17 protein-coding genes and 1 riboswitch are annotated in these 25,037 nt (G+C 40.7%); of the genes, 11 read left to right on the top strand and 6 right to left on the bottom strand.

The features are described 5' to 3' along the window. Positions 1-53: 53 nt before the first annotated feature. On the bottom strand, positions 54-2,246 hold the full coding sequence (locus BCOA_RS20125; protein WP_014095945.1) for an alpha-galactosidase: 2,193 nt from the start codon (positions 2,244-2,246) through the stop codon (positions 54-56). A 503-nt stretch (positions 2,247-2,749) separates the two neighbouring features. On the opposite strand from BCOA_RS20125, the gene BCOA_RS20120 reads away from it, so the two are divergent. The 4 genes from BCOA_RS20120 (at position 2,750) to ltrA (ending at position 8,240) form a co-directional block, all read left to right on the top strand. Then, positions 2,750-4,060 (top strand): transposase family protein, encoded by a 1,311-nt coding sequence (locus tag BCOA_RS20120; protein WP_013858128.1) that lies wholly within the window; start codon positions 2,750-2,752, stop codon positions 4,058-4,060. 296 nt (positions 4,061-4,356) lie between these two features. Further along, complete coding sequence (locus BCOA_RS20115) at positions 4,357-4,683, top strand: acyl carrier protein (RefSeq protein WP_014095944.1); 327 nt, start codon at positions 4,357-4,359, stop codon at positions 4,681-4,683. 373 nt (positions 4,684-5,056) lie between these two features. After that, positions 5,057-6,463 (top strand): 23S rRNA (uracil(1939)-C(5))-methyltransferase RlmD, encoded by a 1,407-nt coding sequence (gene rlmD / locus BCOA_RS20110; protein ID WP_014095943.1) that lies wholly within the window; start codon positions 5,057-5,059, stop codon positions 6,461-6,463. A 478-nt stretch (positions 6,464-6,941) separates the two neighbouring features. Further along, positions 6,942-8,240 carry a group II intron reverse transcriptase/maturase gene (gene ltrA / locus BCOA_RS20105; RefSeq protein ID WP_014095942.1) on the top strand — a complete coding sequence of 433 codons (1,299 nt, stop codon included), beginning with the start codon at positions 6,942-6,944 and terminating at the stop codon, positions 8,238-8,240. A gap of 352 nt (positions 8,241-8,592) precedes the next feature. Here the strand turns inward: ltrA and BCOA_RS20100 are convergent, their stop codons facing one another. From BCOA_RS20100 to BCOA_RS20090, 3 genes are all read right to left on the bottom strand, one after another. Beyond that, positions 8,593-11,184, bottom strand: coding sequence for a DEAD/DEAH box helicase family protein (locus BCOA_RS20100; RefSeq protein ID WP_014095941.1), 2,592 nt, complete (start codon positions 11,182-11,184; stop codon positions 8,593-8,595). 2 nt (positions 11,185-11,186) lie between these two features. Further along, positions 11,187-12,857, bottom strand: a complete 1,671-nt coding sequence (locus BCOA_RS20095; RefSeq protein ID WP_014095940.1) for a DNA methyltransferase — start codon at positions 12,855-12,857, stop codon at positions 11,187-11,189. Between the two features lie 103 nt (positions 12,858-12,960). Then, a complete protein-coding gene (locus BCOA_RS20090) occupies positions 12,961-13,167 on the bottom strand; it encodes a helix-turn-helix domain-containing protein (RefSeq protein ID WP_014095939.1) in 207 nt (68 codons plus the stop codon). A gap of 159 nt (positions 13,168-13,326) precedes the next feature. On the opposite strand from BCOA_RS20090, the gene BCOA_RS20085 reads away from it, so the two are divergent. The 6 genes from BCOA_RS20085 to thiW all read left to right on the top strand — a co-directional run bounded on the left by BCOA_RS20085 (position 13,327) and on the right by thiW (position 19,777). Then, complete coding sequence (locus BCOA_RS20085; protein WP_014095938.1) at positions 13,327-14,874, top strand: ImmA/IrrE family metallo-endopeptidase; 1,548 nt, start codon at positions 13,327-13,329, stop codon at positions 14,872-14,874. A gap of 339 nt (positions 14,875-15,213) precedes the next feature. Next, positions 15,214-15,990 (top strand): class I SAM-dependent methyltransferase, encoded by a 777-nt coding sequence (locus BCOA_RS20080; protein WP_014095937.1) that lies wholly within the window; start codon positions 15,214-15,216, stop codon positions 15,988-15,990. 529 nt (positions 15,991-16,519) lie between these two features. After that, positions 16,520-16,774 (top strand): hypothetical protein, encoded by a 255-nt coding sequence (locus BCOA_RS20075; protein WP_225621020.1) that lies wholly within the window; start codon positions 16,520-16,522, stop codon positions 16,772-16,774. Positions 16,775-17,077: 303 nt separating this feature from the next. Continuing rightward, positions 17,078-17,971: an alpha/beta hydrolase gene (locus BCOA_RS20070; protein ID WP_014095935.1), complete on the top strand. Its 894-nt coding sequence runs from the start codon at positions 17,078-17,080 to the stop codon at positions 17,969-17,971. A gap of 330 nt (positions 17,972-18,301) precedes the next feature. Then, a riboswitch (TPP riboswitch) is annotated at positions 18,302-18,391 on the top strand. A gap of 36 nt (positions 18,392-18,427) precedes the next feature. After that, entirely contained in the window at positions 18,428-19,219 is a 792-nt protein-coding gene (gene tenA / locus BCOA_RS20065; RefSeq protein WP_307189397.1) for a thiaminase II, read from the top strand. A gap of 39 nt (positions 19,220-19,258) precedes the next feature. Continuing rightward, the gene (gene thiW, locus BCOA_RS20060; RefSeq protein WP_026104635.1) at positions 19,259-19,777 is read left to right on the top strand and encodes an energy coupling factor transporter S component ThiW; all 519 of its coding nucleotides are present in this window, start codon (positions 19,259-19,261) and stop codon (positions 19,775-19,777) included. A 124-nt stretch (positions 19,778-19,901) separates the two neighbouring features. On the opposite strand, the gene allB is transcribed toward thiW, so the two are convergent. Beyond that, on the bottom strand, positions 19,902-21,299 hold the full coding sequence (allB, locus tag BCOA_RS20055; protein ID WP_014095932.1) for an allantoinase AllB: 1,398 nt from the start codon (positions 21,297-21,299) through the stop codon (positions 19,902-19,904). Then, positions 21,289-22,725, bottom strand: coding sequence for an NCS1 family transporter (locus BCOA_RS20050; protein WP_014095931.1), 1,437 nt, complete (start codon positions 22,723-22,725; stop codon positions 21,289-21,291). Before BCOA_RS20050 ends, allB begins: the two co-directional genes overlap by 11 nt. Before the next feature lie 600 nt (positions 22,726-23,325). Between BCOA_RS20050 and BCOA_RS20045 the strand changes: the two genes are divergently transcribed. Then, on the top strand, positions 23,326-23,790 hold the full coding sequence (locus BCOA_RS20045) for a hypothetical protein (protein WP_014095930.1): 465 nt from the start codon (positions 23,326-23,328) through the stop codon (positions 23,788-23,790). Positions 23,791-25,037 lie beyond the last annotated feature (1,247 nt).

The raw sequence follows: 25,037 nt of genomic DNA, 5'->3' as shown, positions 1-25,037 counted from the left end.
ATAGTGTCTCACCGTTTTTCAGTGTCCTCTGCCGGGGAAGAGGGGCGGTGTTTTTACTCGTATACCACCTTAAACTCCATCTTGTAACTTGCAAAGTCCTGTTTGTTAAACAATGGCAAATACAGCCCGATGTTCATCAGTTCGTCGCCGCCGTAGATTTTGTCTGTTTCAATATGCCGGTAGTTTTTGTCCGGGTCAAGGCCTGCCAGTTTTAATATTTTCAACGGGCCGGCTGCTTCAGACAGTACGTTGAAAAAATAGGCAATGGTATGGTTGCGGTCCGGTGAGACAAATTGCCAGGCGGCGCTGTTGCCTTCAAACGGGCTTATCAGGCGGTAAAACCGGCCAAACTGGAACAATTGCCGGTGTGCCTTGTAAAATGCAATCTGTTCCCGGATCACCGCTTTTTCATCTTCCGTGCATTTTGTCAAATCCAACTCATAGCCGAAATTGCCGCCCATTGCCACGTCACCGCGCGTCGATAACGGCGTAACCCGGCCGGTTTGGTGGTTCGGAACGGCCGAGACATGCGCGCCCATCGTAACCGGTGGGTAGGCGAGGCTTGTGCCGTACTGGATTTCCAGACGGTCGGCCGCATCGGTATTATCGCTCGTCCACGTTTGCGGCATATAATACAGCATGCCCGGATCAAAACGCCCGCCGCCGCCGGAACAGCTTTCAAACAAAATATCAGGGTAACGCGACGTCAACTTTTCTAAAAAGTCATACAGCCCAAGCATATAGCGGTGGGCGGTCTCTCCCTGGTTTTCCGGCTCCAGCAGGGCGGAATGGACTTCTGTCATATGGCGGTTCATATCCCATTTGATGTAATCAACATGGACATGATCCAGAATGTCTGTCATCTGCCGGAAAATGTTTTCGCGCACATCCCTACGGCTAAAATCGAGCACATATTGGGAGCGCCCTTCAGAAAGCCCGCGGCCCGGAATTTGCAGTGCCCAGTCCGGATGTTCACGGAAAAGGTCGCTGTCCCGCGAAACCATTTCCGGTTCAAACCAGAGCCCGAATTGCATCCCGCGTTTATGGATTTCTTCCGCCAGGTTTTTGAGCCCCATCCGGATTTTTCCGGCGTATTCATACCAGTCCCCTAAAGAACTGCGATCATTGTCCCGGTGGCCGAACCAGCCGTCATCCAGCACAAACAGCTCAATGCCGAGCTTTTGCGCCTCGTCGGCGAGTTCAAGCAGTTTTTCATCATGAAATCGGAAATAGGTCGCTTCCCAGTTGTTGATCAATACAGGGCGTTCCGCATCTTTATGCTTGCCGCGCAAAAGGTGGCGGCGGTAGAGCGTGTGAAACGTTTGCGACATCCCGTTCAGCCCGTCTCTGCTGTATACCATCACCGCTTCAGGGGAATAAAAAGTGTCACCCGGCTCCAACGTCCAGCTGAACCCGAAATCATTCAGCCCGATTCCAAAGCGTACCTGCCCGAACTGGTCCTGCTGCACCATTCCGGCAAAATTGCCGCTGTAAACGAGGTTCACTGCATATGCTTCACCTTGGAATTCCGTTGTTTCAGGCCGGACAAGCGCCAAAAACGGATTTTCCTGATGGCTGCTGGCGCCGCGCTTGCTGTCTATCCGCTTGATGCCGTCCGTTACGATTTCTCTTGCTATTTGCCGTTCGCGTTTATGGGCGCCGGGGAGATGCAAAAGTTCAAAACTTCCGGCTGGGAAATCGACATTCAGGCTCATCAAGCGTTCAATTCGAACAGGTTTGTTTCCGCCGTTTGTCAGCACAGCCGCGCGGGAAATCGCCGGAAAATCGCGAAAGATGGTATATAAAAGCGTTAATTGAAGGCCTGTAAGCTTGTCTTCCAACATGATTTTCAACGTTTCGGCTTCATTTTGATTGGCAAAAGTAGCGGGAAGCCCGGGAAGCGCCGGCTTGCCCTTTAAAATGTCATACGCCCGGTAGCGGAAGTCCGTGACCGTTGACCCGTCCGCATGTCGGATAATATGTGCCGGCTCACGGAAATCGCCGTTGCCGTAACCCGGGAATTCCTGCAGTACCGTATCAAGCGAAAATTTGCGGTCTTTTGCACCGGGCGGGTTCGGGGAAAAACTGCGGCCAATGCGCGGATAGGCGCGCCCTCCGTGATAGGCCCTCACCGGTTTTCCCCAATACAGATGTTCCACGTAGCCGAATGCATCCACTTGTAAAAGGTAACTCACTTCATCATTTTGCAAATGGAAAGTTTTCGTTTGTTCCTCAAAACTAATCATCCATCTTCCTCCTCGTTTCGTAAGTGCAGAGGCCATTTTCAGTTTTGTCGCATCAGTTGGAATGGCCGAGGCATCCCCGGTTTTGTTCAATATGATATATACGGTTAGAGAAAATTCTTTTGGGTAAAGGAATGGTGCATATGCTTTACCGAAAGAATCCGTTTACACTTTACTATCATTTTAGTGTTTGCATCCGTCCTTGTCACTTGATTTGTAGAGTAGCTGTGCGGGCGCATCCGCATCCAAGGAATGCGGCAGCGGCCTTTCCACGGAAAAATTTGGCATAAAAAAGTTAGCGTCAGGTCAGCCCTGAGGAGTAAAAATTTTTCGTGATAATTTAAATAAACCTCCCAAAAACGCGGCTAAATATGTAATAATTTAAATAATTAGAGCTTGCTGGACGAATATTTTGGCATGGCTTAGTGACAAGTCGAATACAAGCTAAAATTTGATTCGTTCAGCAAGCCCTAATTAAACTTGGCTGTTTTGAGGAGGTTTTTATTTTGGTTACCAGAAAAGAAAAAAGAAATCGTGAAAAAGAAGCAAATTATTTTTTCGAGTTCCTTAAAATTCAGAAGCATTTTTTCAAAGACCTGATGAATAACCTAAAAAAGGTAGCAGACCACCGACATCAAAGCTATATCACTTATGGTCCAGAGGTCCTTTTATTTACGATGATGTTGAAAAATATGACCGGCCTAAAATCCATGAGAAACATGAGTGAGAGTTTTAATAAAGAAGAATGTATTAAAAATGTAGGGAAGGTGTTAGGCTTAGATTCTCTTGAAGAACTTCCACATTATGATACAATTAACGACTTTTTATCTGGCTTAGATGTAAATGAATTAGAAAAAATTAGAACGTATATGATTAAAGAATTATTGAAAAAAAGGTCTCTCGAGTCTTATCGAATTGAAGGAAAGTACTGGGGTGTCATCATTGATGGAACTGGATTACACACCTTTCATGAGAAACATTGTAAACACTGCCTGAGACGGGCATATACAAATAAAGAAACAGGAGAAACGAACGTACTTTATATGCACCATGTACTTGAAGCCAAGCTTGTCGTGGGGGATATGGTCTTCAGTATTGCCTCCGAATTTATCGAAAATGAATCAGAAAATGTTTCTAAGCAAGATTGTGAATTAAAAGCCTTCGACAGGCTGGCAAAGAAAATAAAAAAAATATTTAAAAGACTACCGATTTGTATCTTGGGAGATAGTCTCTATGCATGTGAAACGGTATTTAATCTGTGCAGGGCGCACAAATGGAAATATATATGCAGATTTAAGGAAGGGAGAATTAAAAGTATCTCGACGGAGTTTAAGGCAATAAAAGAGCTGGAACAAAGTAAGGATCAGAATTCATTAGTTTGGGTGAATGATATTGCCTACAAAGACAGAACGGTCAATCTGATGGAGGCCACAATGAAAACAGAGGATGGGAAATCGAAAGAGTATGTATTTATAACGGATATTAAAATCACGAAAAAGAACGTGGAACGGCTCATCGCTGCAGGAAGAAGCCGCTGGAAGATTGAAAATCAAGGATTTAACGAACAAAAAAATAATCGTTACAATATAGAACATGCCAATAGCCAAAACTACACAGCCATGAAAAATCATTATTTATTAGTTCAAATAACAGATATTATTAGACAGCTGTTTGAAAAAGGTTCGTCAATCTTAAAAGCACTCAAAAAAACGGCAAAAGAAAAATCCTCAAATCTGTTGGAATCGTTTCGGACACGCATTTTAACAGACGAGGATTTCACCCATTTAAGTAAGCCAATACAAGTAAGGTTTACTTAATGGTTATATTATAGCAAAGGATGTGATGTAAAAAAAGGTTTTTTTGAAGTTATCCACAATTTTAAAAAAGAAATTTGCAAATTCGGCTCTTTTTGGCTTTGAAAGCAGAAAAAATAGATGGAAAAATTTTCTAAATGTGGATAAGTCATTTTATCATAAAACATCTAAAAATTGATGAATTTACTCTTCAGAGCTGGCGTCAGGTATTGCATTCTTGTGCTGGCGTTGTAAAATGACTATTATTAAAAGTAGATGAGAAACAATTTGTTAACATTTACACAATGGAGCTGATGATGATGCGGGAAACCATTTCAAAAGAAAATATCCGGGAAAGAGTGCGCGACATTGTGTTGAATGATTTCGATGATGACCCTTCGGAAATAAAGGACGACACCCTTTTTGTCGATGATCTCGGTGCGGACTGGATCGATCTTTCAGAGCTGGCTGTGGAGTTATCGGATGAATTTGATTTCGATATAGAGGAAGATGAAATCAACAAGCTTGTTTCCATTGAAAAGGCAACAGACTATATATATGAAAAACAGCGAAAATGTCGTGAACATCTGGCGATCAAACTGCCAAAAATACTGGAAATCAGAAAGCAAAACAAGGCCCGTGGATAACTCGAGATTCACGGGCTTTGTTTTGCTTCGGGTTTGTTGAATAAGCAAAATTTATAGATTTGGTTTATAAAAATCTAGAGAAAAGATTGCACTCGCGAGCTGTTTCATCGTACTAGAAGACAGAATCCCTCATTTTGCAGATAGTTTCTTCTATATATTGAGACAGCATCTGCTGATCAATTGGGTAGAAAATCGGATTCGCCCAGCAAGCTCTACTTACGGGATGGCTTGCAACGGCGCGATGCACATTTGCAAACCGCTTTTTTTCCATTATACTATTACAAGGCAGTGAAACGCCCGTTTTTTTGAATCGAAAATTTTACACTTTAAACGTGTTCAAGATATTTGTTTTTCAATGGAAGGAGTGATTGGATTGGCCATTTTGCAAGGGGAATCATTGGTGACAGAAATCCGCGGCCTTGATGCAAAAGGTTCCGGGCAGGCGGTTGTCTGGCGTGAAAATGAACTTGGTAACGCGAAAAAATTAAAACTGACCATTCCGCGTACGCTTCCGGGGGAAAAAGTACGCGTCACCGTGGATCAGCCGGAGAAAAGAAGAAGAAAGGCGCTGCCGGATGAAATTCTGAAAGCCCATCCGGAAAGGGTGGTGCCCATGTGCCCGCACTTTGACCGTTGCGGTGGCTGTGTCTGGCAGCACTGGGCATACGAGGGCCAGTTAAAACAAAAAACTGCTCATGTAAAAGAAGCCATTGCCGCACAAGGCTTTGACCCGGCGCTTGTCCGTGATACGATCGGCATGGACAATCCTTGGCATTACCGCAATAAAATGGAATTTACATTTGCTCCGGATGGATCGCTCGGCCTCCATGAGCAAGGGAATTTCCGGAAAGTGATTCCACTTGAAACCTGCCTGATTGCCGGAAAAGAAATGGTGGATGGCACGATGGAAGTGGCCGCGTGGGTAAAAGAGCATGGCTTAAAAGGCTATGACAAAGATGCGCACGAAGGCCTCTTACGCCACTTAATGGTGCGCCAGTCTTTTGCAACAGGGGAAATGATGCTCGCCCTGTTTGCAACAAAAGCGCCGGATGGGGAACTAGCTGAAGCGGCCCGCGATTTGGCAGAGCGGATCACCGGCAAATTCCCGCAAGTAAAAAGCCTGCTCTGGCTCGAAAATACCGACTGGGCAGACCGGACACAGGCGGAAAAAACACATGTCCTCTCTGGACGTGATTTTATTTACGATGAAATGGGCGGTTACCGTTACCGGATATGGTTCGATACATTTTTCCAAACCAACCCGGTACAGGCACAGAAACTCGTCGATCTTGCGCTTGAAATGGGCCGGCCGGAGAAAACGGAAAAAATGATTGACCTGTTCTGCGGCGTCGGCACATTCTCGCTGCCGTTTGCGGACCGTGTCGGGGAACTTGCCGGCATTGAAATCGTCGAAACCTCGATTGAATCTGCCAAACGGAATGCAAAAGACAATGGCATTTCAAACACATATTTCCTTGCCAAAGACGCACGCAAAGGGATTGATGAAGTGCTGGAAAGCTTCGGCAACCCGGAACTGCTGCTCCTCGATCCCCCGCGTTCCGGCGCCGGCGGCAAAGTGATGCGCAAAATCGGCCGGGCAAAACCACAGCGGATCGTCTATGTTTCCTGCAATCCGGACACATTTGCAACGGATATAAAAGAACTCGAACCGTTTGGCTACAAACTGACTGCCGTCCAGCCGGTGGACCTGTTTCCGCATACGGTGCATGTGGAGTGCGTCACATTGATGTGTGCGTCCAGCGAAGCTGGCAAATGCTAACAGGTGAAAGTCCTGTAGTGGTAAAGGTAGGGCAGCCACTTAGTCAGTAACCAGCGTATGAAGCAATTTATGCGTTGAAGCGTTACGGAATGCTCTGAAAAGAGCAGACAAACTGACGGGTCGTAACATGAAGTGAATACTGCCGCACCGTTATTGACATTCCCGAAAGGGAACAACAGGGAGTCGAGCTGGGACATCAACAGCGAAGACAGCAGACGGTATGAAGAACCCTAAATGCAATACCTAGGAACCCTGCGGTGTAGAGGTAGTGACACGTTAGGAAAGTATTTGTCGGAACTGGAGAGAGCCTACTTTGCACAGGAAACTGTAAAGAGGATGCATATAAGCGATAGCGAAGTTGCAATCCTGCAAAGAGGCAGTCAGAAGTGCTCATAGTACCGAAGATTGTACAGACAGCAAAACTGTACATAGGAAAGGGGCACAACTTTATTCATGTCTGTAAAGGAGGTAGTTACCGGTGATTGCCGATAAAGCTATTAACACCCATGAAAAAGTACGAGACTTCCAAAACAGACTATACCTTGCAGCCAAAGCTGACCGAAAGAGAAAGTTCTATGCAATATATGACAAGATATACCGTAAGGATATCTTAGAAGAAGCATGGAAACGGGTAAAACAGAATGGTGGAGCAGGTGGTGTCGATAAAGTCAGTATTGAAGACGTGAAAGCGTACGGCGAAGAAAAACTGCTGAACGAAATAGCGGAAGAATTGCGGACAGAGAAATATCGATGCAAGCCTGTTAGACGAACCTATATTCCAAAACAAGATGGTAGAAAAAGAGCATTAGGAATACCTACGATTAAGGACAGAGTAGTACAGATGGCTACAAAGATAGTAATAGAACCAGTATTTGAAGCCAATTTTCAGCCTTGTTCGTATGGCTTTAGACCGAAACGAAGTGCTAAACAGGCAATGGATAGGATATTCGAAGTAGCTGACAAAGGTGGGGCATTATGGGTAATAGATGCTGACATAAAAGATTATTTCGGGAGCATCAACCATGACAAACTACTTTTGCTGGTCAAACAGAGAATAACTGACCGTAGAGTGCTGAAGCTGATAAAAGGCTGGCTGAAGGCAGGAGTGCTGGAAGACAGTCAGTACAGTGAAAGTACAGTTGGGGCACCACAGGGCGGAGTTATTTCACCATTGTTATCCAACGTATATCTGAATTATTTTGATATATATTGGAATAAAGCTTTTGGACATCTGGGTGAATTAGTACGTTATGCAGATGATTTTGTGATACTGTGCAAGAGATTATCTCATGCAGAGGAAGCCTTACGTGCAGTCAAGTGGATTATGAGAAAGCTGGAATTAACACTACATAGTGAGAAAACAAGGCTGGTTGATATGTATTTTGGAAAAGACAGTTTTGATTTTCTTGGCTTTAATAATAGATTTCAGCGTTTCAGAAACAAAAGCTGGCAGTGGTATTGGACATTACAGCAGGTACCGTCCAAGAAGGCTATGAAGAAAATGAGAGCCAACATAAAAGAGGTGTTTGCAAGTCCGAGTAAACTGCTGTTGAGCATGGAAAAAATGGTGAAGCTGCTCAATCCAAAAATCATTGGTATGAGAAACTATTATACCAGACGATTTGCCAGACCATGGTTGTGGAAGATAGATAAGTATATCAATCACAAATTTACCCGGTGGTACAATCGGAAGAAACAACGCAACTACAGGCTTGGGAATGCGGCTAAGGTCAGAGAATTGACCGTACAGGCAGGACTGGCAAGTATTTGCGGCTGAATGCTGAAGGAAGAAGAATATCGGAAAGCCGTATGCGGGAAAACCGCACGTACGGTTTGATGAGGGGACGGTGGTATTCCCACTGTTCTACTCTATCAAGAGTTGAGTAATAAAAAACTGAAAAGCTTGTAAATAAAGGGTTTCCAGACATTTAGCTTTTCTCAAGGCCGATCTGCCGGATGTGTGGCAATGTCAGGAAACCCTATTTTTGTTGCTTGAGGGAACATATCAACCGTCCCGAAAATCTATAGTTGAGTTACCAGATTAGATAACCGCCGTTTTTTCGGGGGTTGAGGATACAGGATAGATGTAAATCAAATATAAATTTAGCAATATTTGTATAAATGCGATATTATAAAAGCCGATTCATATCTTCATCAAACTCTTTACGTCTTAAATCCCTGTTAAAGAAATGGAATCCCCATATCCTGTAATTATTGTCGTCTGCAAATTTAACTACAGGAATGGCATTTGATTCAAGTTGTAATAAAAAGTCTTCTTTCCATCCATCATTTTTTACAAGATGGGTACCTTTCGGCTCAATAAATATCTGTAGTTGTTCATACCCATTAACTTTAGGCGAATGTAAAAATAATAGATAATCTGGTTCGAAGCGTTCACCACCATCAAAAGAATATATTGCTAATTGGCGCTCATTCCGTATTAGGTAAACTTTATCATACTTAGCTTTTAGTTTATCAACATATTGTTTGAAATACGCAATAAATGCTTTTTCTTCTGATGTTCCATAGTTATCTTCAAATACAAACCAATTTTCTTTAGATAAATCAAGCTTCCAGGCCATAGGGACAGTACTATCGTTTTGTGAAACACCTAAGCCTCCATCTGTAGGATTAGTATAATTTACCCGCTTATCTTTAAATACCTCTCGAATATATTTTGCAATGAACGTTTTAGATCCTTCATAAGTTTCTTCAATACTAGAAATTGAAGTAGCTATTTTTTTCAAAACATTGACGCAAGCCTCATAAAGGATAGCAGGTGAAGGATCCTCATATCTTGAAGTAATATCTATTTTTACATTTCCAAGATAATTATCGTCAAAGATAAATTGGCTTATAGATTTTAATTGTGGGAAATAGCTTTTTAGTCTATTGAACTTAAACACATCATACTTACGAAGAGCTCGATGTACTAACGAATAATTAATCCTTGCCATTTCAGCAAAAGATGTATGTTTAGTGTATGTTGTTACCGAACTCTCTTTTGTTCCTTCTTCACCTAACATTATAGTATCCTCAGCTGCACGACCAGTTGCAATAGTTACATCATATGAATGATTGCGTATAGTAGGTGATAGACCTGTAACTTCTGATCTGTTTTTTATCAGCCTTTCATTATAGAATACATATCCTTGCTGATAAAGTGGATCTGCTTTAAATTCATCCTTTAATTTATATGTTCTCGTGACTGTATTTTCCATATAGAGACCAATTTCTTTTAGTGCTCTATATAATTCGGCAATATAACGAGATTCATTTTGGCAATGATAATATAGTTCTTCACAGACGCGAAGGGGGTGATCCAAATCTTTATCAAATTTTCGCTGATATTTATTTTGCCATTCTTCCACTTTAAACGGATAATATCTTGCTCCTCGTCCTATAAGCTGTGCTTCTGCTATTGTCGTTTTGCCGGGGACGCCATTTTTTGCATCTCGAGTTTCATAAAGACGTACAATGTCAAACAAATTAAGTACATCCCAACCCTCATCTAGTTTTCTTACTTCAAAAATTGCTCGATAGGGATTATCGGCATCTTCGAGCGAATTGACAATTATTTGATTCTTTTCTGCCTCAGAATCTTCATTAACTGAAAGGCACTTATCTTCCCCAAAAGCTTCTTTTATTTCTTGTGCCAATTGCTCAAAGGTTATTCCGTTTTTTTCAAAATACGAATATACTTTTTTCATAGTGTCTATTTCCGTAATAGATGCCAGCCGTTCTAGGACTGAACCATTCAGATTTTTTATGGTATCAATAAACTCTTTCATAAACGCTTTGCTTTCAGCAATAGTCTTAGCTTTAAATAAGACAACTGGTTTGCAGCTAATGCGAAAATCTTCGAATATTTTTAAGCGGTATTGACTTAATACAATCGCCTGTAATGCTCGTTCCATAATTGGTATGTCGGAACGCATGGTGCGTATTTCCTTTGAGTATCCATCTTCCCTAAACTTCTTTAGAGGATAATCGAATATTATTTTGTTCTCGTATTCGCGTTTTATATTTTCGTTTGCAAGGTCACATGTTGCAGTAAATTCGAGTAATACATTTTGATTGTTCATTTCAAAAATACTCTTAACTGTACTTTCCCAGCTCCTATAATTTTCAATTTCTTTTTTGTTGCCGCGGCGAGTATCAACATTGAGATGGTGGGCTTCGTCCGATATAAGAACTATTTTATTATCACGAAAATCATCTATAGAAACAGAGTTTTCTTTGACAAACCATATATCTGAATGAAGCCCTTGTATAGTTGTAAAGCAAATATTTATCTCATTCGGATCGCTTGCTTGGAAGTTATTAACTTCACGAATTTTAACTTTTTCTCCGTCAATATTAATTTCATCAGCAAAAAGATACTTCGATGAAGTACGATTTAAGAAATTTTCTTTTGTTTTTTGTACGATATTAGATAAATTTACAAAAAAGAGAAAATTTCTATATCCTTGTTTAAAAAGATATAGCATAAGTCCTGCCATAATAAGTGTTTTTCCACTACCAGTTGCCATATGAAAAAGTGTCTGTGTTGGCTTTCTACAAAGTGCTTCATTTTCGAAATATGTTATAAAATCGCAAAAGGCATCTTTTTGATACGGACGTAATTCAAAAGAAGGATTTAGATTATCAGGAATATATTTTGGTAATTCTTTGTATGCTCCATAATTCTTTGCTTGTTGAATTTGCTCATATAGGTACACTATTATACCCCCTCGTAAAAGCTTTTAGTAAATGCCTTGTCAGCTTCTGAAATATTATAATCCTCATCATCAATGTCACAGTAATTAACGTAGAGTTGATTTTTATCAAGCAGCTCCATAAGTAAACGCTTTTTTTCATCAAATGAGAGAGATTTAAAATCTTCTGACTCGATATCAATGTCTTTTGGATTTACATAGCAGCTTATAAAACCGGTTTCCTTCATTTCGTACCAAATACCGGAAAGTTCATTATCATTTTCGGCAATTTGTATTTTATCGGCATAATTCTGATTTAGCTTTACAAGCTCGCAATAAACAAAAGAGCCGCCGCCTTGCCAGTTGTTCTTTTTTGATATGCCGCTTTGTTCTCCTTCGATAACCTTATTCATACGGCGAATACAGATATCTATGTGTTTATCGAGTTGTTCACATACTATATAACGTCGTCTTAATTTATGGGCAACTGCAGCGGTAGTACCGGTACCGCCGAAGAAATCCAATACGATATCACCCTCATTTGTATGCGCTTTTATTATTCGCTCTATTAATTTTTCGGACTTCTGACCTTTTACTTCATCCTGAGGTGTGAGCATTTTTGAAACGGTTTCTCCGGAAAACGATACAATAGCAATGCTATTAAGGTCGTCGTATTCATTTGCGTTCCAAACATCTTCGATAGGGTACCTTTCGATATTAGTATTTGCTATTTCCTTGAATTCGCTTTTTGGAATATAATTTTTTATGAATTTGAGCCTTTTATAATCCTTTGAATAAAATAGTATTGTATCGTGATTTCTTATCCAGTTGTTGTCTGTCGTTTTATAGCCTGACAACCAACCGATTCGCCATATAATTTCACGCTGAAAATTGCTTTCCCCGAATATTTCATCCATTAATACTTTAGCATAATGAACCTGATGATAATCCAATTGAACGTAAATGGCACCCTCAGGAGACAACAGCTTCTGAGCAATATCCAGACGGTTTTTCATAAATGTGAGCCATGTCGAACGCTTAAAGTTATCGTTATATCCGAAAGAATCCGTTCCCGTATTATAGGGTGGATCTATGTAAATAAGATTTATTTTCCCCTCATATCTTTTGAGTAAAGAAGAAATTGCAAGCAGATTATTTCCTTTTATAATGAGGTTATCAGTGTCTTTAAACTCGGTGACGGGCTCTGTACCATCGGTATAATAACGCTTTGCATTGCTGAATACCTTGGGGTATAAGAGCCTGTCCACTTCATCCGGTGCAAGCGTTTCATTGTAAAATATCTCTTCCCGCTTTTGGTCTTCTTTTGTCTGACCGCCTTCAAGTATGCAGTCTTTATAGGGAAAAACGAGTTCCACATCTTTTGATGTAGATATATACTCATCTCGGCTGTTTGCGAGGCCTATTTTATTTTTATAACGAGTATATGAATCAGGCAAGAATTCTCTGTTGTTTATTACCCATCCGAATCCTACTTTATCGAAAACGAGAATTCCGTCAATATCAGTAAAGAAGCGCTTTTTAGTTTCTTCGTTTGATAATAGTAATTTAATGAGATTTGAATCCATTTGCATTGCTGCTTCGTATACAGAATTACGTAGCAATTCCCCGTTATCAGTAAAAAAACGTTGATCCTGTTTTAATATCTCAAGAACAGTATTAAAAAATTGATTATTCATCTCTATAACCTCACTTCAAAATATTTTATTAATTCCAGCTTTGTTCATAATAAATCAATTAACATCATTGTTGCGTTACTATTAAACAAAAGCTGATGCTACACTATTCATCCGGCTCAATCTCCATAATATCAGAAATATCACACTTTAAGGCCTTGCAAATCTTCACAAGAACATCAGTCGTTACATTTTCGTTTTTCCCGAGTTTTGCCATAGAAGATGTACTAATACCAGCCGCTTCTCTTAAATCTCTCTTTTTCATATCTTTATCAATTAAGAGTTTCCAAAGTTTTTTATAGCTTACGGTCATAATTTTCACCTCGCCATTATAGAGAATACCACAAAGTAGGATGAAACACAATAAAAATTTGAGCCCGCAAATTAATTATTGTGTTTTGCGAAATTCATGCTATAATTTACATAAGGAAATATCTGGTCTGTATGATGAAGTGTTATTGGGAGGTACGGTATGGCAAGCGTCAGCTCGTTCAGAGATGTTATTGCAAATATGTATTACAATGAACTCTTTGACGAATTGTCCGAGTATATTGAGGACAACCCGGATAAGCTGGAATCCAACTCATACCGTGTGCAATCACCGGATGAAGCGGCATTATCCGACTTTGACATTATAACTATAGACATAACCGACTCGCCAGGTAACAGTATTTTATTTGATGTAATTATTTCCGCAGAAGTTGAAATAGCAGAAACAGTACGAAGGAATCGCGAGACTGACGGTATAGAACAATGGTTCCGTATCTCCTGTAAAGCTGACCTTGATGACGGGATTCAGAATTTTCAAATCAACTCTGTTTCAATATATAACAAGTACAGAGAGAGCAAATTAGGCCGACTGTCTGAGTATTTAGTGCCAATTATAGAAAAGGAACAGTTTGACGATGTTGCTACTGAGTTTCTAAATGAGTTTTGCCCAGAAGCATTAAGTGTTCCTATGCCCATTCCAGTAGATGAAGTAGTGAAAAGAATGGGGCTTAAGGTTAAGGAAATCCAGCTTACAAAGCATTTCACTATATTTGGTCAAATAGTCTTTGACGATTGCACAATAGAGTATTACGACAGAAATGAAAGAACATATAAGCCTTTGGAAGTTTCAAGAGGAACAATTCTCGTAGATCCTAATGTGTATTTCATGCGAAACATAGGGTGTATGAACAATACCATTATTCATGAGTGTGTTCATTGGTATAAGCATAGAAAATACCATGAGTTAGTTAAGACATATAACAGCGATGCTTTGCTGATAAGCTGTAGAGTAAACGAAACAACAAAATACAAAAAGCAATGGACACCAGAAGACTGGATGGAATGGCATGCTAACGGAATAGCACCTCGCATCCTTATGCCTAAATCAATGACCATTAAAAAGATTGAGGAGCTGATAATAAAGAATGAGCTCCTTTTTGGTACTCATGACAGGTTAAATATAATGGAAAACGTCGTGTATGAATTGGCAGACTTCTTCCAGGTGTCAAGGATAGCAGCCAAAATAAGGATGCTTGACCTTGGATATAAGGAAGTTGAAGGTGTATATACATACGTCGATGACCACTTTATCAGCAATTATTCATTTAAAGCAGACTCATTACATAAGAATCAAACATACAGTATTAGCCTAAGCGATTCCTTTTTTGAATACTATGCAAATCCGGAATTCGCAAAGATTATAGACAGCGGTAATTTTATTTATGTTGATGGTCATTACGTTATTAACGACTCAAAATACATTAAAAGGTTAGAAAATGGAAGCCTCGATCTTACAGATTATGCAAAACTGCATGTAGATGAATGCTGCCTTCTATTTGATTTAAAGCTAAATAAAGCCTCCAAAATTGACATTGTAGTATACCTCGATTCTATAATGTTCCGTAAAGCTACACCGGATTATAACAGAGTGCCGACGTTTAATCCGGACAAGCATAATATGGAAGTATTTAATCGTTCAGAAGAGCTAAAGAAATTTCACGAAGAATTCGTCGAAGAGAGCCAGCATTGAGCCGTACAACCCAGACATTTTCCCAAATACGTGTCAGGTTTTTGTGAAAATCAATTTTTCCAAAATTAGGGCTATTTTTTATTCAACATCGAAAATCTCCAATAAATGGCTTATTACCGGAACCATAATGAATATTTATGATTTGCAATAAAATTTTCCGAATTTTTCTTTTCGCTGAAGTTTAATAAAATAAAGCTGGATAAAATGTGCTAAACATTGCTATTTTTTTGCTGGCTGCGAAGCAATCATGATGCAGAATGGATGACTTGGTCTTAATATAAAAACCTAAGTTCAGTTTTTAGAGTAATATGATTTTTCAATAGAGATGAGGGATAAGAAATGGGAATTGATTTTCACAGTAGGCAAAATCGATTGACTTATACAACCCGTGTTGCGGATCGTTCCTGGATTGACATGATGAGAAGTCTGCTAACTGTCGAGCATATATCAAACGCTTTAGATATCGGGTGCGGAGGAGGGATTTATTCAAAAGCCTTGGCAGATATGGGCGTTCAAACTGTTATAGGCATCGATTTTTCGGAACCGATTCTTGAAGGAGCGAAGGAAAATTGTAAAGACTATAAAAATATCTCCTTTCAACTCGGAAACGCTTATGATACAGGCTTAGAAAGCCAAAGTTTTCAATTGGTGATTGAAAGAGCGTTAATACACCATCTTCGGGATTTGCTTGCTTGTTTTAAAGAAGCACACAGACTGTTAAAGGATGGCGGAGTTTTCATTATTCAAGATCGCACACCCGATGATTGCTTATTAGAAGGAGATAACACAAACATCAGAGGGTATTTATTTGAGTTATTTCCAAAATTAATTGAAAAGGAAATAAAACGCAGGCATAGCAGCCAAACGGTTATCGAGGCTTTGCAAGAAGCGGGGTTCAAAAAAATCGAAGAAGTTAAATTATGGGAAATAAGAAAGGTACACGAGAATAAAGCGCAATTATTAAAAGACATAAGTGAGAGAACAGGAAGAAGCATTTTGTATGAACTGGATGATCAAGAACTAAGTTTGCTGACCGATTATGTCCAGAAAAAGGTGACAAAGGAAAATAACATCGTTGAAAAAGACCGGTGGACAATATGGAAGGCAACTATTTAGCTGATTGACCGCCTGCAGGGCAACGGGTAAGAACAACTACCCACTTTCCCCAATTTTGCAGGCGTAAAATTAGAAGATCCGGAAATGCATCAAAAGGGGGATGTTCAATTTTATTTACTAAATCCTGAACAATATTTATGTGTTTATGAGGCTTCCTCTATGAATAGTTATAGAGCAGATCATAACAATTATAAAGACATTGATAAAATAGATTTCCGAAAATATAAGTCCTGAAATTGAAGTATTTTTAACCAATTTCGGCCATTTCCTGGACAGTGCCGAAACGCGGCAAATTAGGGAAAGTGGCCGGTACTGCTATTTTAAGGCCGGGCCAGAATCAATACCCTTCAATGTCGCAGCAAACGCTATTGATTGAGTATCGTTTTAAAAGATGTCTCATGGCTAACCCAGATTCTGCTTAACGGATAGGACGTCCTGATATCTCACAGCACCTGAGCCATGTGGAGTGTGTTTGCATTTAAAAAATATAATGAGAAAATAAACCACAAGGCGGTGAAACGTTTTGAGAGTGAGCCGTGAAGAATTAAAGCGGATGATTGATCAAATTCCTGAACAAGATGTCCTTGAAGTGTATGATTTTATTGAATTTTTAACCTTCAAGCGGGGAGAACAAGCACTAAACGAAAAGGAAGTTGAATATCTGGCAAAAGATGAAGAAGTTGTTCGTCAGGTTCAAAAGAGTCGCGAAGATCGGCGAAACGGACGCATTTACAGCAAAGAACAGGGGCTTAAGTATCTTCGGAGATGTTTCAAGGGGTCTTAAGCATGGACAAAGAGTATCGTGTATTTTGGTCACAAACTGCGCTGGACGAATTGAGCAATATTCGGGGATACAAACAAGAAGGCATATGCTTATTGGTGTTAGTATGAAACATAAACGCTTGGAACAAAAAGGATCGCTTGGTCAGCTTTCATTAGCTCGTAAAGTAACGATAAGTCGAGAAACCCCTACTTCGAGTGACCCATCGAAGTGAGAGTAGTTCACTGTGGAGCCATTTTTATACGTATATGTCAATTCTATTTCGTGCAATGTTTGTGCTCGCCTAAAGCGGGAGAAGGGAGAAAAATGAACAATCAATTTCGACGAGAAGATATTGACTTTTATTCAAATGGAACAAGGTGTAGCGCGTGGCTATATCTACCCAATGTAGATAAAAGGTGCCCGGTCATTGTAATGGCTCATGGCTTGGGTGGAGTGCGTGAAATGCGGTTGGACGCATATGCTGAAAGGTTTGCTGCTGCCGGGTATGCCTGCTTTTTATTTGATTATCGTAACCATGGAGCAAGTGACGGAAATAAAAGACAACGGATAAATGTAAAAGAACAACTTGCAGATTGGAACTCTGCCATTGATTTCATCAAAAAGAATGATAGCATTGATGATAGTAAAATACTCCTGTTTGGAAGTTCGTTTAGTGGGGGACACGTTATAACCCTATCAGCTCATCGAATAGATATTCTTGCAACCGTGGCACAGTGCCCATATACAAACACCTTAGCTACAGTGAAAACGGTCTCACCACTATCTGCCCTAAAAATATTCCCCTTTGCCATAGCTGACGTTTTATCTTCTATTACCGGGTATCATCCGGTCATGATTAAATTGGTGGATGCGCCGGGGAAAGTAGCGATGATGGCTGTTTCTGACTACAAAAAGGTTTTTAAGTTGATGCCTGAAAATTTAAAGTTTGTGAATAAAGCCCCCGCAAGATCGGTTTTAGAATTCTTTAAATATTCGCCTAGTAGATACACTAAAAATATAGGAATACCGATATTTTATGCGGTTTGTCGGAAAGATACATTAGCACCTGCTTGGGCAACCATAAAGTGTGCAAAACGCTCCAAGAAAGCAACGATAAAAGAGTATGACTGTGGACATTTCGATATTTATTTAGGTGATTATTTTGAAAATGCAATAGTAGATTATATAGGCTTTTTTGATAAAATTACAAAAGGCTAGTTGGATAATCAAATGCAACAAGCTAAATAAATGAAAAAAAACATGATAAACCGTTTGCGATAAAAACGCAATCAATACGGGGGTTTATCTATGGTGAAGATTGCCACCCTTCGTGCAGAAGGAAATCCATGCAAGTAATCACTGATATGGTTGGCTGTAATAAAAATACCGTATCTCGGGAACTGAAGCGTGGTACGGGCAGCATTTGAGTCAACATTCTTTGGCTCTGTTTCCATATTTTACAAAAACTTAAAAGACGGACAATAAATCTCCTGTTGCACAAAATACGATACTATGATATGGTAAGAGTAATGTAAATGAATATTCATAATAATCTACTAGGGGCGCCGGGTTGGCTGAGAAGTACCCTTTGAACCTGATCTAGTTCGTACTAGCGAAGGGAAGTAGGTGATGAAATTACACCTGATGATTTGTAATTGATACACCCGCTTTCCGATGGAGGGCGGTTTTTTTATTTTGAGGATGCTCCTCCTGCCATTGCTCGGGGCAAAGGGTGAAACCAGCCTGCAAACCGCATTCGGCTTTCCGGTAAACAAGGAGGAATCATTGTTGAAACGATCTTTTACAGAAAGACTATATCAAAATGTCCAGCCGATTTGGGAGAAAAACCATAACCATCCTTTTGTCGTGGGACTGGGAAACGGAACTTTAGAAAGAGATAAATTTATCTATTATTTAAAGCAGGATTACGTATATTTAGTTGAGTACGCAAAACTGTTTGCCATGGGTGTTGTGAAAGCGGGTAACCTCGGCATGATGACGAGATTTGCTGCGGTGCTCCATGAATCGTTGCATTTTGAGATGGAACTGCACCGCCAATACGCTGCCGAGTTTGGCGTTACTCGGACGGATTTAGAAGCAACCCAACCAACGCCGGTCAACCTTGCTTACACGAGTTACATGCTGCAAGTGGCCGCCAATGGAAGCTTGGCTGAACTTGTTGCCTGCTTGTTGCCGTGTGCCTGGGATTATTGGGAAATTGGGAAACTGCTAAAAGTAAATCATCGAGACACATTGGAGGCCAATCCTTACAAGAAATGGATCGAAACCTATTCTTCAGAAACGTTCGGCTCCGGAACGCAGTGGTTAATTGACTTAATGGACCAACTGGCAAGCGGAAAATCAGAAACGGAACTGGCAGTCTTAGAACGCCATTTTCAAATAGCCTCAAAGTATGAGTATTTATTTTGGGATATGAACGATAAAAAACAAGACTGGCCGGTCTGATTTTCATTCGCAACTAAAAAGGAGGGAAGGTTGGTTCTAATGAGAAAAACACAAAAAATAACAGCAACTGCAGTTATTGCAGCTATCACAACTGTATCCAGCAGTTTGATTTATATCCCGGTTGGTTTTGCAAAAATTTTTCCGGTACAGCATTTTGCCAACATACTCTCGGCTGTTTTGCTCGGCCCCGGTTATGCGGTTGCGCAAGCTTTTATATCCTCGCTTTTACGTAACTTGCTTGGGACGGGGAGTATTTTTGCCTTTCCGGGAAGCATGATCGGCGCGTTTTTGGCAGCTTATCTGTACGCGAAGACGAATAAGCTCATTTTTGCCTTTGTTGGGGAGGTCATGGGGACAGGCATTCTCGGTGCCTTGGCATGTTATCCCATTGCTGTTTTCTTACTCGGCCAAGCGTCAACGCTTTTCGGATTTATCCCTGCCTTCTTTTTAAGCTCTTTTGCAGGGGCCATTTTTGGCTATGTTTTGATAAAAGTTTTACAAAAAAATAAAGGGTGGGACAGAATGATCAATCATACCGTAAGCAACCGTAAGTTTTGAGCGAAACACCGGGGAGGAATGAAGGCATTGCCACGGCGCATACAGGATGCCAGCTATTGATAACCGGCCAAAATTTATGCCAGCAAAATCAGGCTCTTGAAAGCAGAGCCTGATGCTGTTGGCATTATGACGGCACTCCGGCATAGTCTGAAACCTTCGCTGGCCGGATCCATTTGCCAACCGGCTCACCCTTGATACCACCGCCATCCAGATCAAATACGAGCTGTCCTCTTACAAAAGTTTTCGTAACCCGGCAATCAATTTTTCTGCCGATATACGGGCTGTGCTTATGGCGGTAATAGAGGTCTTCCGCACTTACCGTGTATGGCCGGTCGGGATCGAGAAAGAGGAGATCCGCATCTTTTGCGAGCGCAATTTCCCCTTTCGATTTTAAGCCAAAACGTTCGGCAGGGTTGGTTGCAATCATGCGCGTAAATTGCGTAATGGGAATACTGCGCTTTTTGACAGCCTCATCGAACATCAAATCGACATTATGCTGGCACCCGGTTATGCCGCCCCATACCTCAAAAATATTACCGGTTTCGCTGTCCTTCATTACAGGCGGGCAAGGGGAATGGTCGGATGTCAGCATATCGATTTTTCCTTGTTTCAATACTTCCCAAAGTTTTTCCTGCTCCGCTTCGCTGCGTAAAGGCGGGGAACATTTTGCAAGTGGGCCGATTTCCGCAAATTGGGCTGTTGTGATGGTAAAGTAATGGGGGCATGACTCAAGCGTGACATCCTGTCCTTCGTTCCGCGCTTTCGTAATTTCTTCCACTCCTTCCGCACTGCTGACATGGACAAAATGCAGTTTGCACCCGGTTTGTTTCGCAAAATACAGCGCCCGCTTGATGGCATCCACTTCTGTAAATACCGGCCGTGTTGAAACATAATCAGCCGGACTTGTTTTCCCTTGTTTGATCATCTCCTCTGCTAACCCATCGGTAATGGCGGCATTCTCTGCATGAATCAATAAAATATGTCCCAGCTCGGCTAATTTTTTCATCCCCGCATAAAGCGTGTAATCATCTACATTTTTAAAGTCTCCCGGCAAATCGGTTCCGCAGCTGGCCATAAAACATTTATAAGCGACCACGCCGCAATCAGAGAGTTCTTTTAAGTGATCGAGATTACCGGGCACTAATCCGCCGTAAAAGGCGTAGTCCACATAGTTTTTTTCGGCGGCAGCGGCAAGCTTTTTTTCTAAAGCATCTTTTGTTGTCGTGGCAGGCAGCGCATTTAAAGGCATATCTACATACGTTGTCGTTCCCCCGGCGGCAAGCGCCTTTGTTCCGGTTTCAAACCCTTCCCATTCCGTCCGTCCCGGTTCGCACATATGTACATGGATGTCGACCATTCCCGGCATTACATATTGGCCTGAAGCATCATAAACTTGTTCTGCTGTTTCCTCAATTTTATCCGCAATTACAGCAATTTTTCCATTTTGGATGGCAAGATCAGCGATTTTAACGCTGTTTCTAAAAACAACTTTTCCATTTTTAATGAGCGTATCATATTTCATTGTGAATGCCCTCCCTGTGATTTGGTTCGAGAACGACTGTGTTTTGAAAAATTGTATCCTTTTTAAATTTTGAAAATGGAAATGCGTATTTTGACAGAATGACATAGGCTAAACCAGCCGCAACAAAGCCGATGATCCATGCCAGTTCCACTTTTGCAAGTGCGGCAGCCGCGCCAATTACTAATGAAATGACAGCCGCAGGGTTATAGCCGGAATAAGGCCCGTCTTCCGCGTACAAGTCGGCGATATTTACCTTTTGTTTTCGGAAGATGTAGTACTCAATCAATAGAATGGCTACAATCGGACCTAAAAATGCCGAGTAAGCCAGAATAAAAATGTCGAGCCCCTTTGCTGAAGAATCCCGGACAAGCACCCATGGAAAAGATGCAAAAGCAAGCAGCCCTGTAATGGTGACAGCATACTTATACTTTAATTTCGTAAGCAATGTAATGACGTAAGTTGGCGGAATAATATTGGCAACCATATTCACCGAAACGGTCCCGATCACGATAAACGCAGACACGAAAAATGTAATATAAGGATTATCGACCACCACCGAAAAGGCCTTTACAGGATTTGTAATACCGGTAGCAGAAGCAAGCATGGCCCCCATCGTTAAAGCAAACCCGTATGCGATAAAGATCGGAATAAAATACAATAACCTTCTTTTTGTATGGCTGATCCCGGCTTTCAATTCTCTTGAATAATCCGCTGCACTTAAAAAGATGGCGGCATAATTGCCCATAAACGTCATGATAAAAGCAAAGAATGGCAGCCCCCACGTTCCTTTTGCATGCACCCATTTGTTTGCAATCGTGGCGCTATGGGATGTGAGAAGAATGCTGAACACATAGAAAAGTGCAGCTAAAATCACGACTGAAGTCAGGGCCTCCACCCACTTAATCGCATGAAAGCCATAGAGGGAGAGCGCAATTTGAAACAATTGGAGCACGATAAAGCAAACAGCCGCATTGTCAAAAGCTCCGCCCGTTGCAATTTTGGCCATTTCATTTAAAGCCGTGCCGCCAATCCAGCTTTGGTATCCGTACCAAACAATGGCAGGTATACCGCGGCAAAGCGATGTGAATATCGAACCCTTTACGCCGAAGGACATTCTCAGCTGGACAACGTACGGAATGCCTGTTTTGTAGCCTAATCTGTCGTTCAATGAAAAGATGGTTGAAATAATACTGATGGCGATCAATGCCGCAGCAAAAGTTTGGTAAATGTTTAATGTCGCCATCCCGGCCACAATCAGACTTGCACCAAGCGTAATATTTCCAATATTGACCCCGTCCCCAATCCACATAAAAATATAATTCAAAGGGCCAACTGTTCTGTCTGCATCTGTTTTCGGGATCAGGGAGGGATCCATACTCGCCTTCTTCTGCGGTTGCGGATAAGCACTTTCCAATTGAGTAGCCATTGCTTCAGCTCCTTTTCAATAAATTTACGGTAGTGAATTTGGGATGTTTCTTTTGATGTCATTTAATATCACATATAATGTCATCTGTATTTTTAATATAGCAAAGGATAAACGATTTTTCATTAGCGATTTTGCACAATTCTTTATCTATTTATTATTCAAAATAGATAAAGTAGAACCAGTGTTGGTGTTTTCTTTGTTTTTTATGTAAGGTAACTTAACATGAATAGGAGGGAGAGCTGAAAGATTTTTTCTTGGTGAAAACAAAAGCTTGGGTTTGAGGAGACATCCTTTATCCAAATAATCGCTGCTGTAGGAAATGTAAAAACAGCAGATTCTGCACATGATTCAACCAGGATTTTTTAGCAAAAATGGTCACGGCCGGATTTGTATGGATGTTTTGCACCGAAAACTCGCCTCAGCAATTTCCCCATTCAGTGCTACCAATTTTGTTATAATAGAAATGCTAGGTGAGAGCCCAAAAATATCAGTGATCATTTCTGGTGAGCGAGGACAAATATTGTAAGCGGTTAAGTATAGAATGGTTTTTATATATTGTTGTGTTTACATCAAATCCATTTAGGAAAAGGAGCGTTGCGCATGTCCTATATCGTTGATTTCAAAAATGTGTCTGATGTTGGTCTAGAGTCTTCACCTGTTGCGAAGGCGCTAGCCGGTTTGCGTGCGAATGAGGCGCGCTATTTTATGAATAAATACAAACACGTATTTACTGTTTTGCCAGCTGCAGAAAGCGTAGAGACCCTAGAATATGTGAATAGGATTTTGAAAGAAGAACGCGGCATTGAATTTGCAGCCAAGCCATTGGAAACTTCGCGTTTTCAAGTGGAAAATATCCAATTTGCTTACGTCTTTTACGAGGATGGCCTCGTTGTCAATGTAATGTATTCCGTAGATGATCCGAAGAAGCGGGCGGTTGGTTTTAAACTTTCTGAGGGGATGGAAGTACCAAAGGAATTAGAAGGGAAATTTAAATTTGCCAGACAAAAGTCAAAACTGGCCGGCACCATACGGGGGTCATTTTTTGTCATAAAAGGCGAGTATTAAAAGCAATAATCTGGACGAGCTTGCTGGACGAGTCAGAACAGGCCAAAAGCTGATTCGTCCGGCAAACTCTAGTTACTTTTCGTTACGAATAAGTAATCAAAATTGAACAATTAATAGCAGCGCAGTCCCTTTCTAGATCTTTGATTTAGTGGGGGATAGCCGCTATAATTGTTCAAAAAGAAAAATGCAAATCCTGCTGGAAATAAATAACCAATTGGTTTGGGGAATTTTAGAGATGAGATAAGTGTAAATGGTCCGGACCTCCATGGCTGCCATTTTAAAAGGAAACACACTAAAGCGGATGAATGGATCCGTATGAACGGATTTACTGCTAAAAATGCTGTGGGACGCTTCAAATCACTTAAAATGAAAAATTTAAAAATGGAAGAAAGCTCTTCTTGTAGCCGCGAAAAGAGCTTTCTTTTAATGTAGAAAGCCGAGTTGCTGATGGTGCCTACTCATGCGAATGTTTAAAATGAAAACAACGGTGTTAAGAAAAAGCCCCTATTATATAAAATAAACTTAAGTTTTTCATCAAGCATGAGCAACAATTTGCATGAGGCCTACTTTATTCAGCAGGCAACGGAGCCGCGATATTTTGTTCATTTATATAGGAGCTTTTTTAAGATGTTTTTTTCCGGAATGCATTTATGATAAATGAAATTCCTGCAGCGATGAAAAAAGATCCAACGAACAAGACAAGAAAATTAATAAATTTAGCTGGCCTCATTAATTGTAATCCAAATATGGCTAAGACAATCACATAAGTAATGACAAACGTTTTAGATAAAATAAAGCTTTTCAAGCCGTACACCTCCATTCATCATTCATGCTATGCCCAGATCAAGCTTTGAGCAATTTTATTATAGCATCCTTTCGAAATCGCCTCCATAAAATCCAAGGAAAATTAATTTTTTTCCGAACTGTTAACTGTTTTCTCTTTTCTATGTGGTTATCTTCCCGATCATAGGTTACAATCTTGATCAGACACGGCTGCAATAAAATCTTTTCTGCCTGTGGTCAGAAAAAAGGTATTGAAAAGAGAAAAAATTCATTCTATAATATGCGCATAGTGTTGTTTAGCCAACCGTTGTGATTTTCCGGGCATGGGGACCCCTTTTATATCCAAAATTCTGGCTACTGGTTTCTTCAGTTTTATGGTTGGAGGATGGTTCTCTGTCGGAATGTAATGTGAATAGGTGAATCATTTGTCAAACCCTTCACTGAATCCGCTTACAAAAATGACT

The sequence above is a fragment of the Heyndrickxia coagulans 36D1 genome (assembly GCF_000169195.2).
Lineage (GTDB): Bacteria > Bacillota > Bacilli > Bacillales > Bacillaceae_C > Weizmannia > Weizmannia faecalis.
This window is presented reverse-complemented; position numbering and strand designations above follow the sequence as displayed.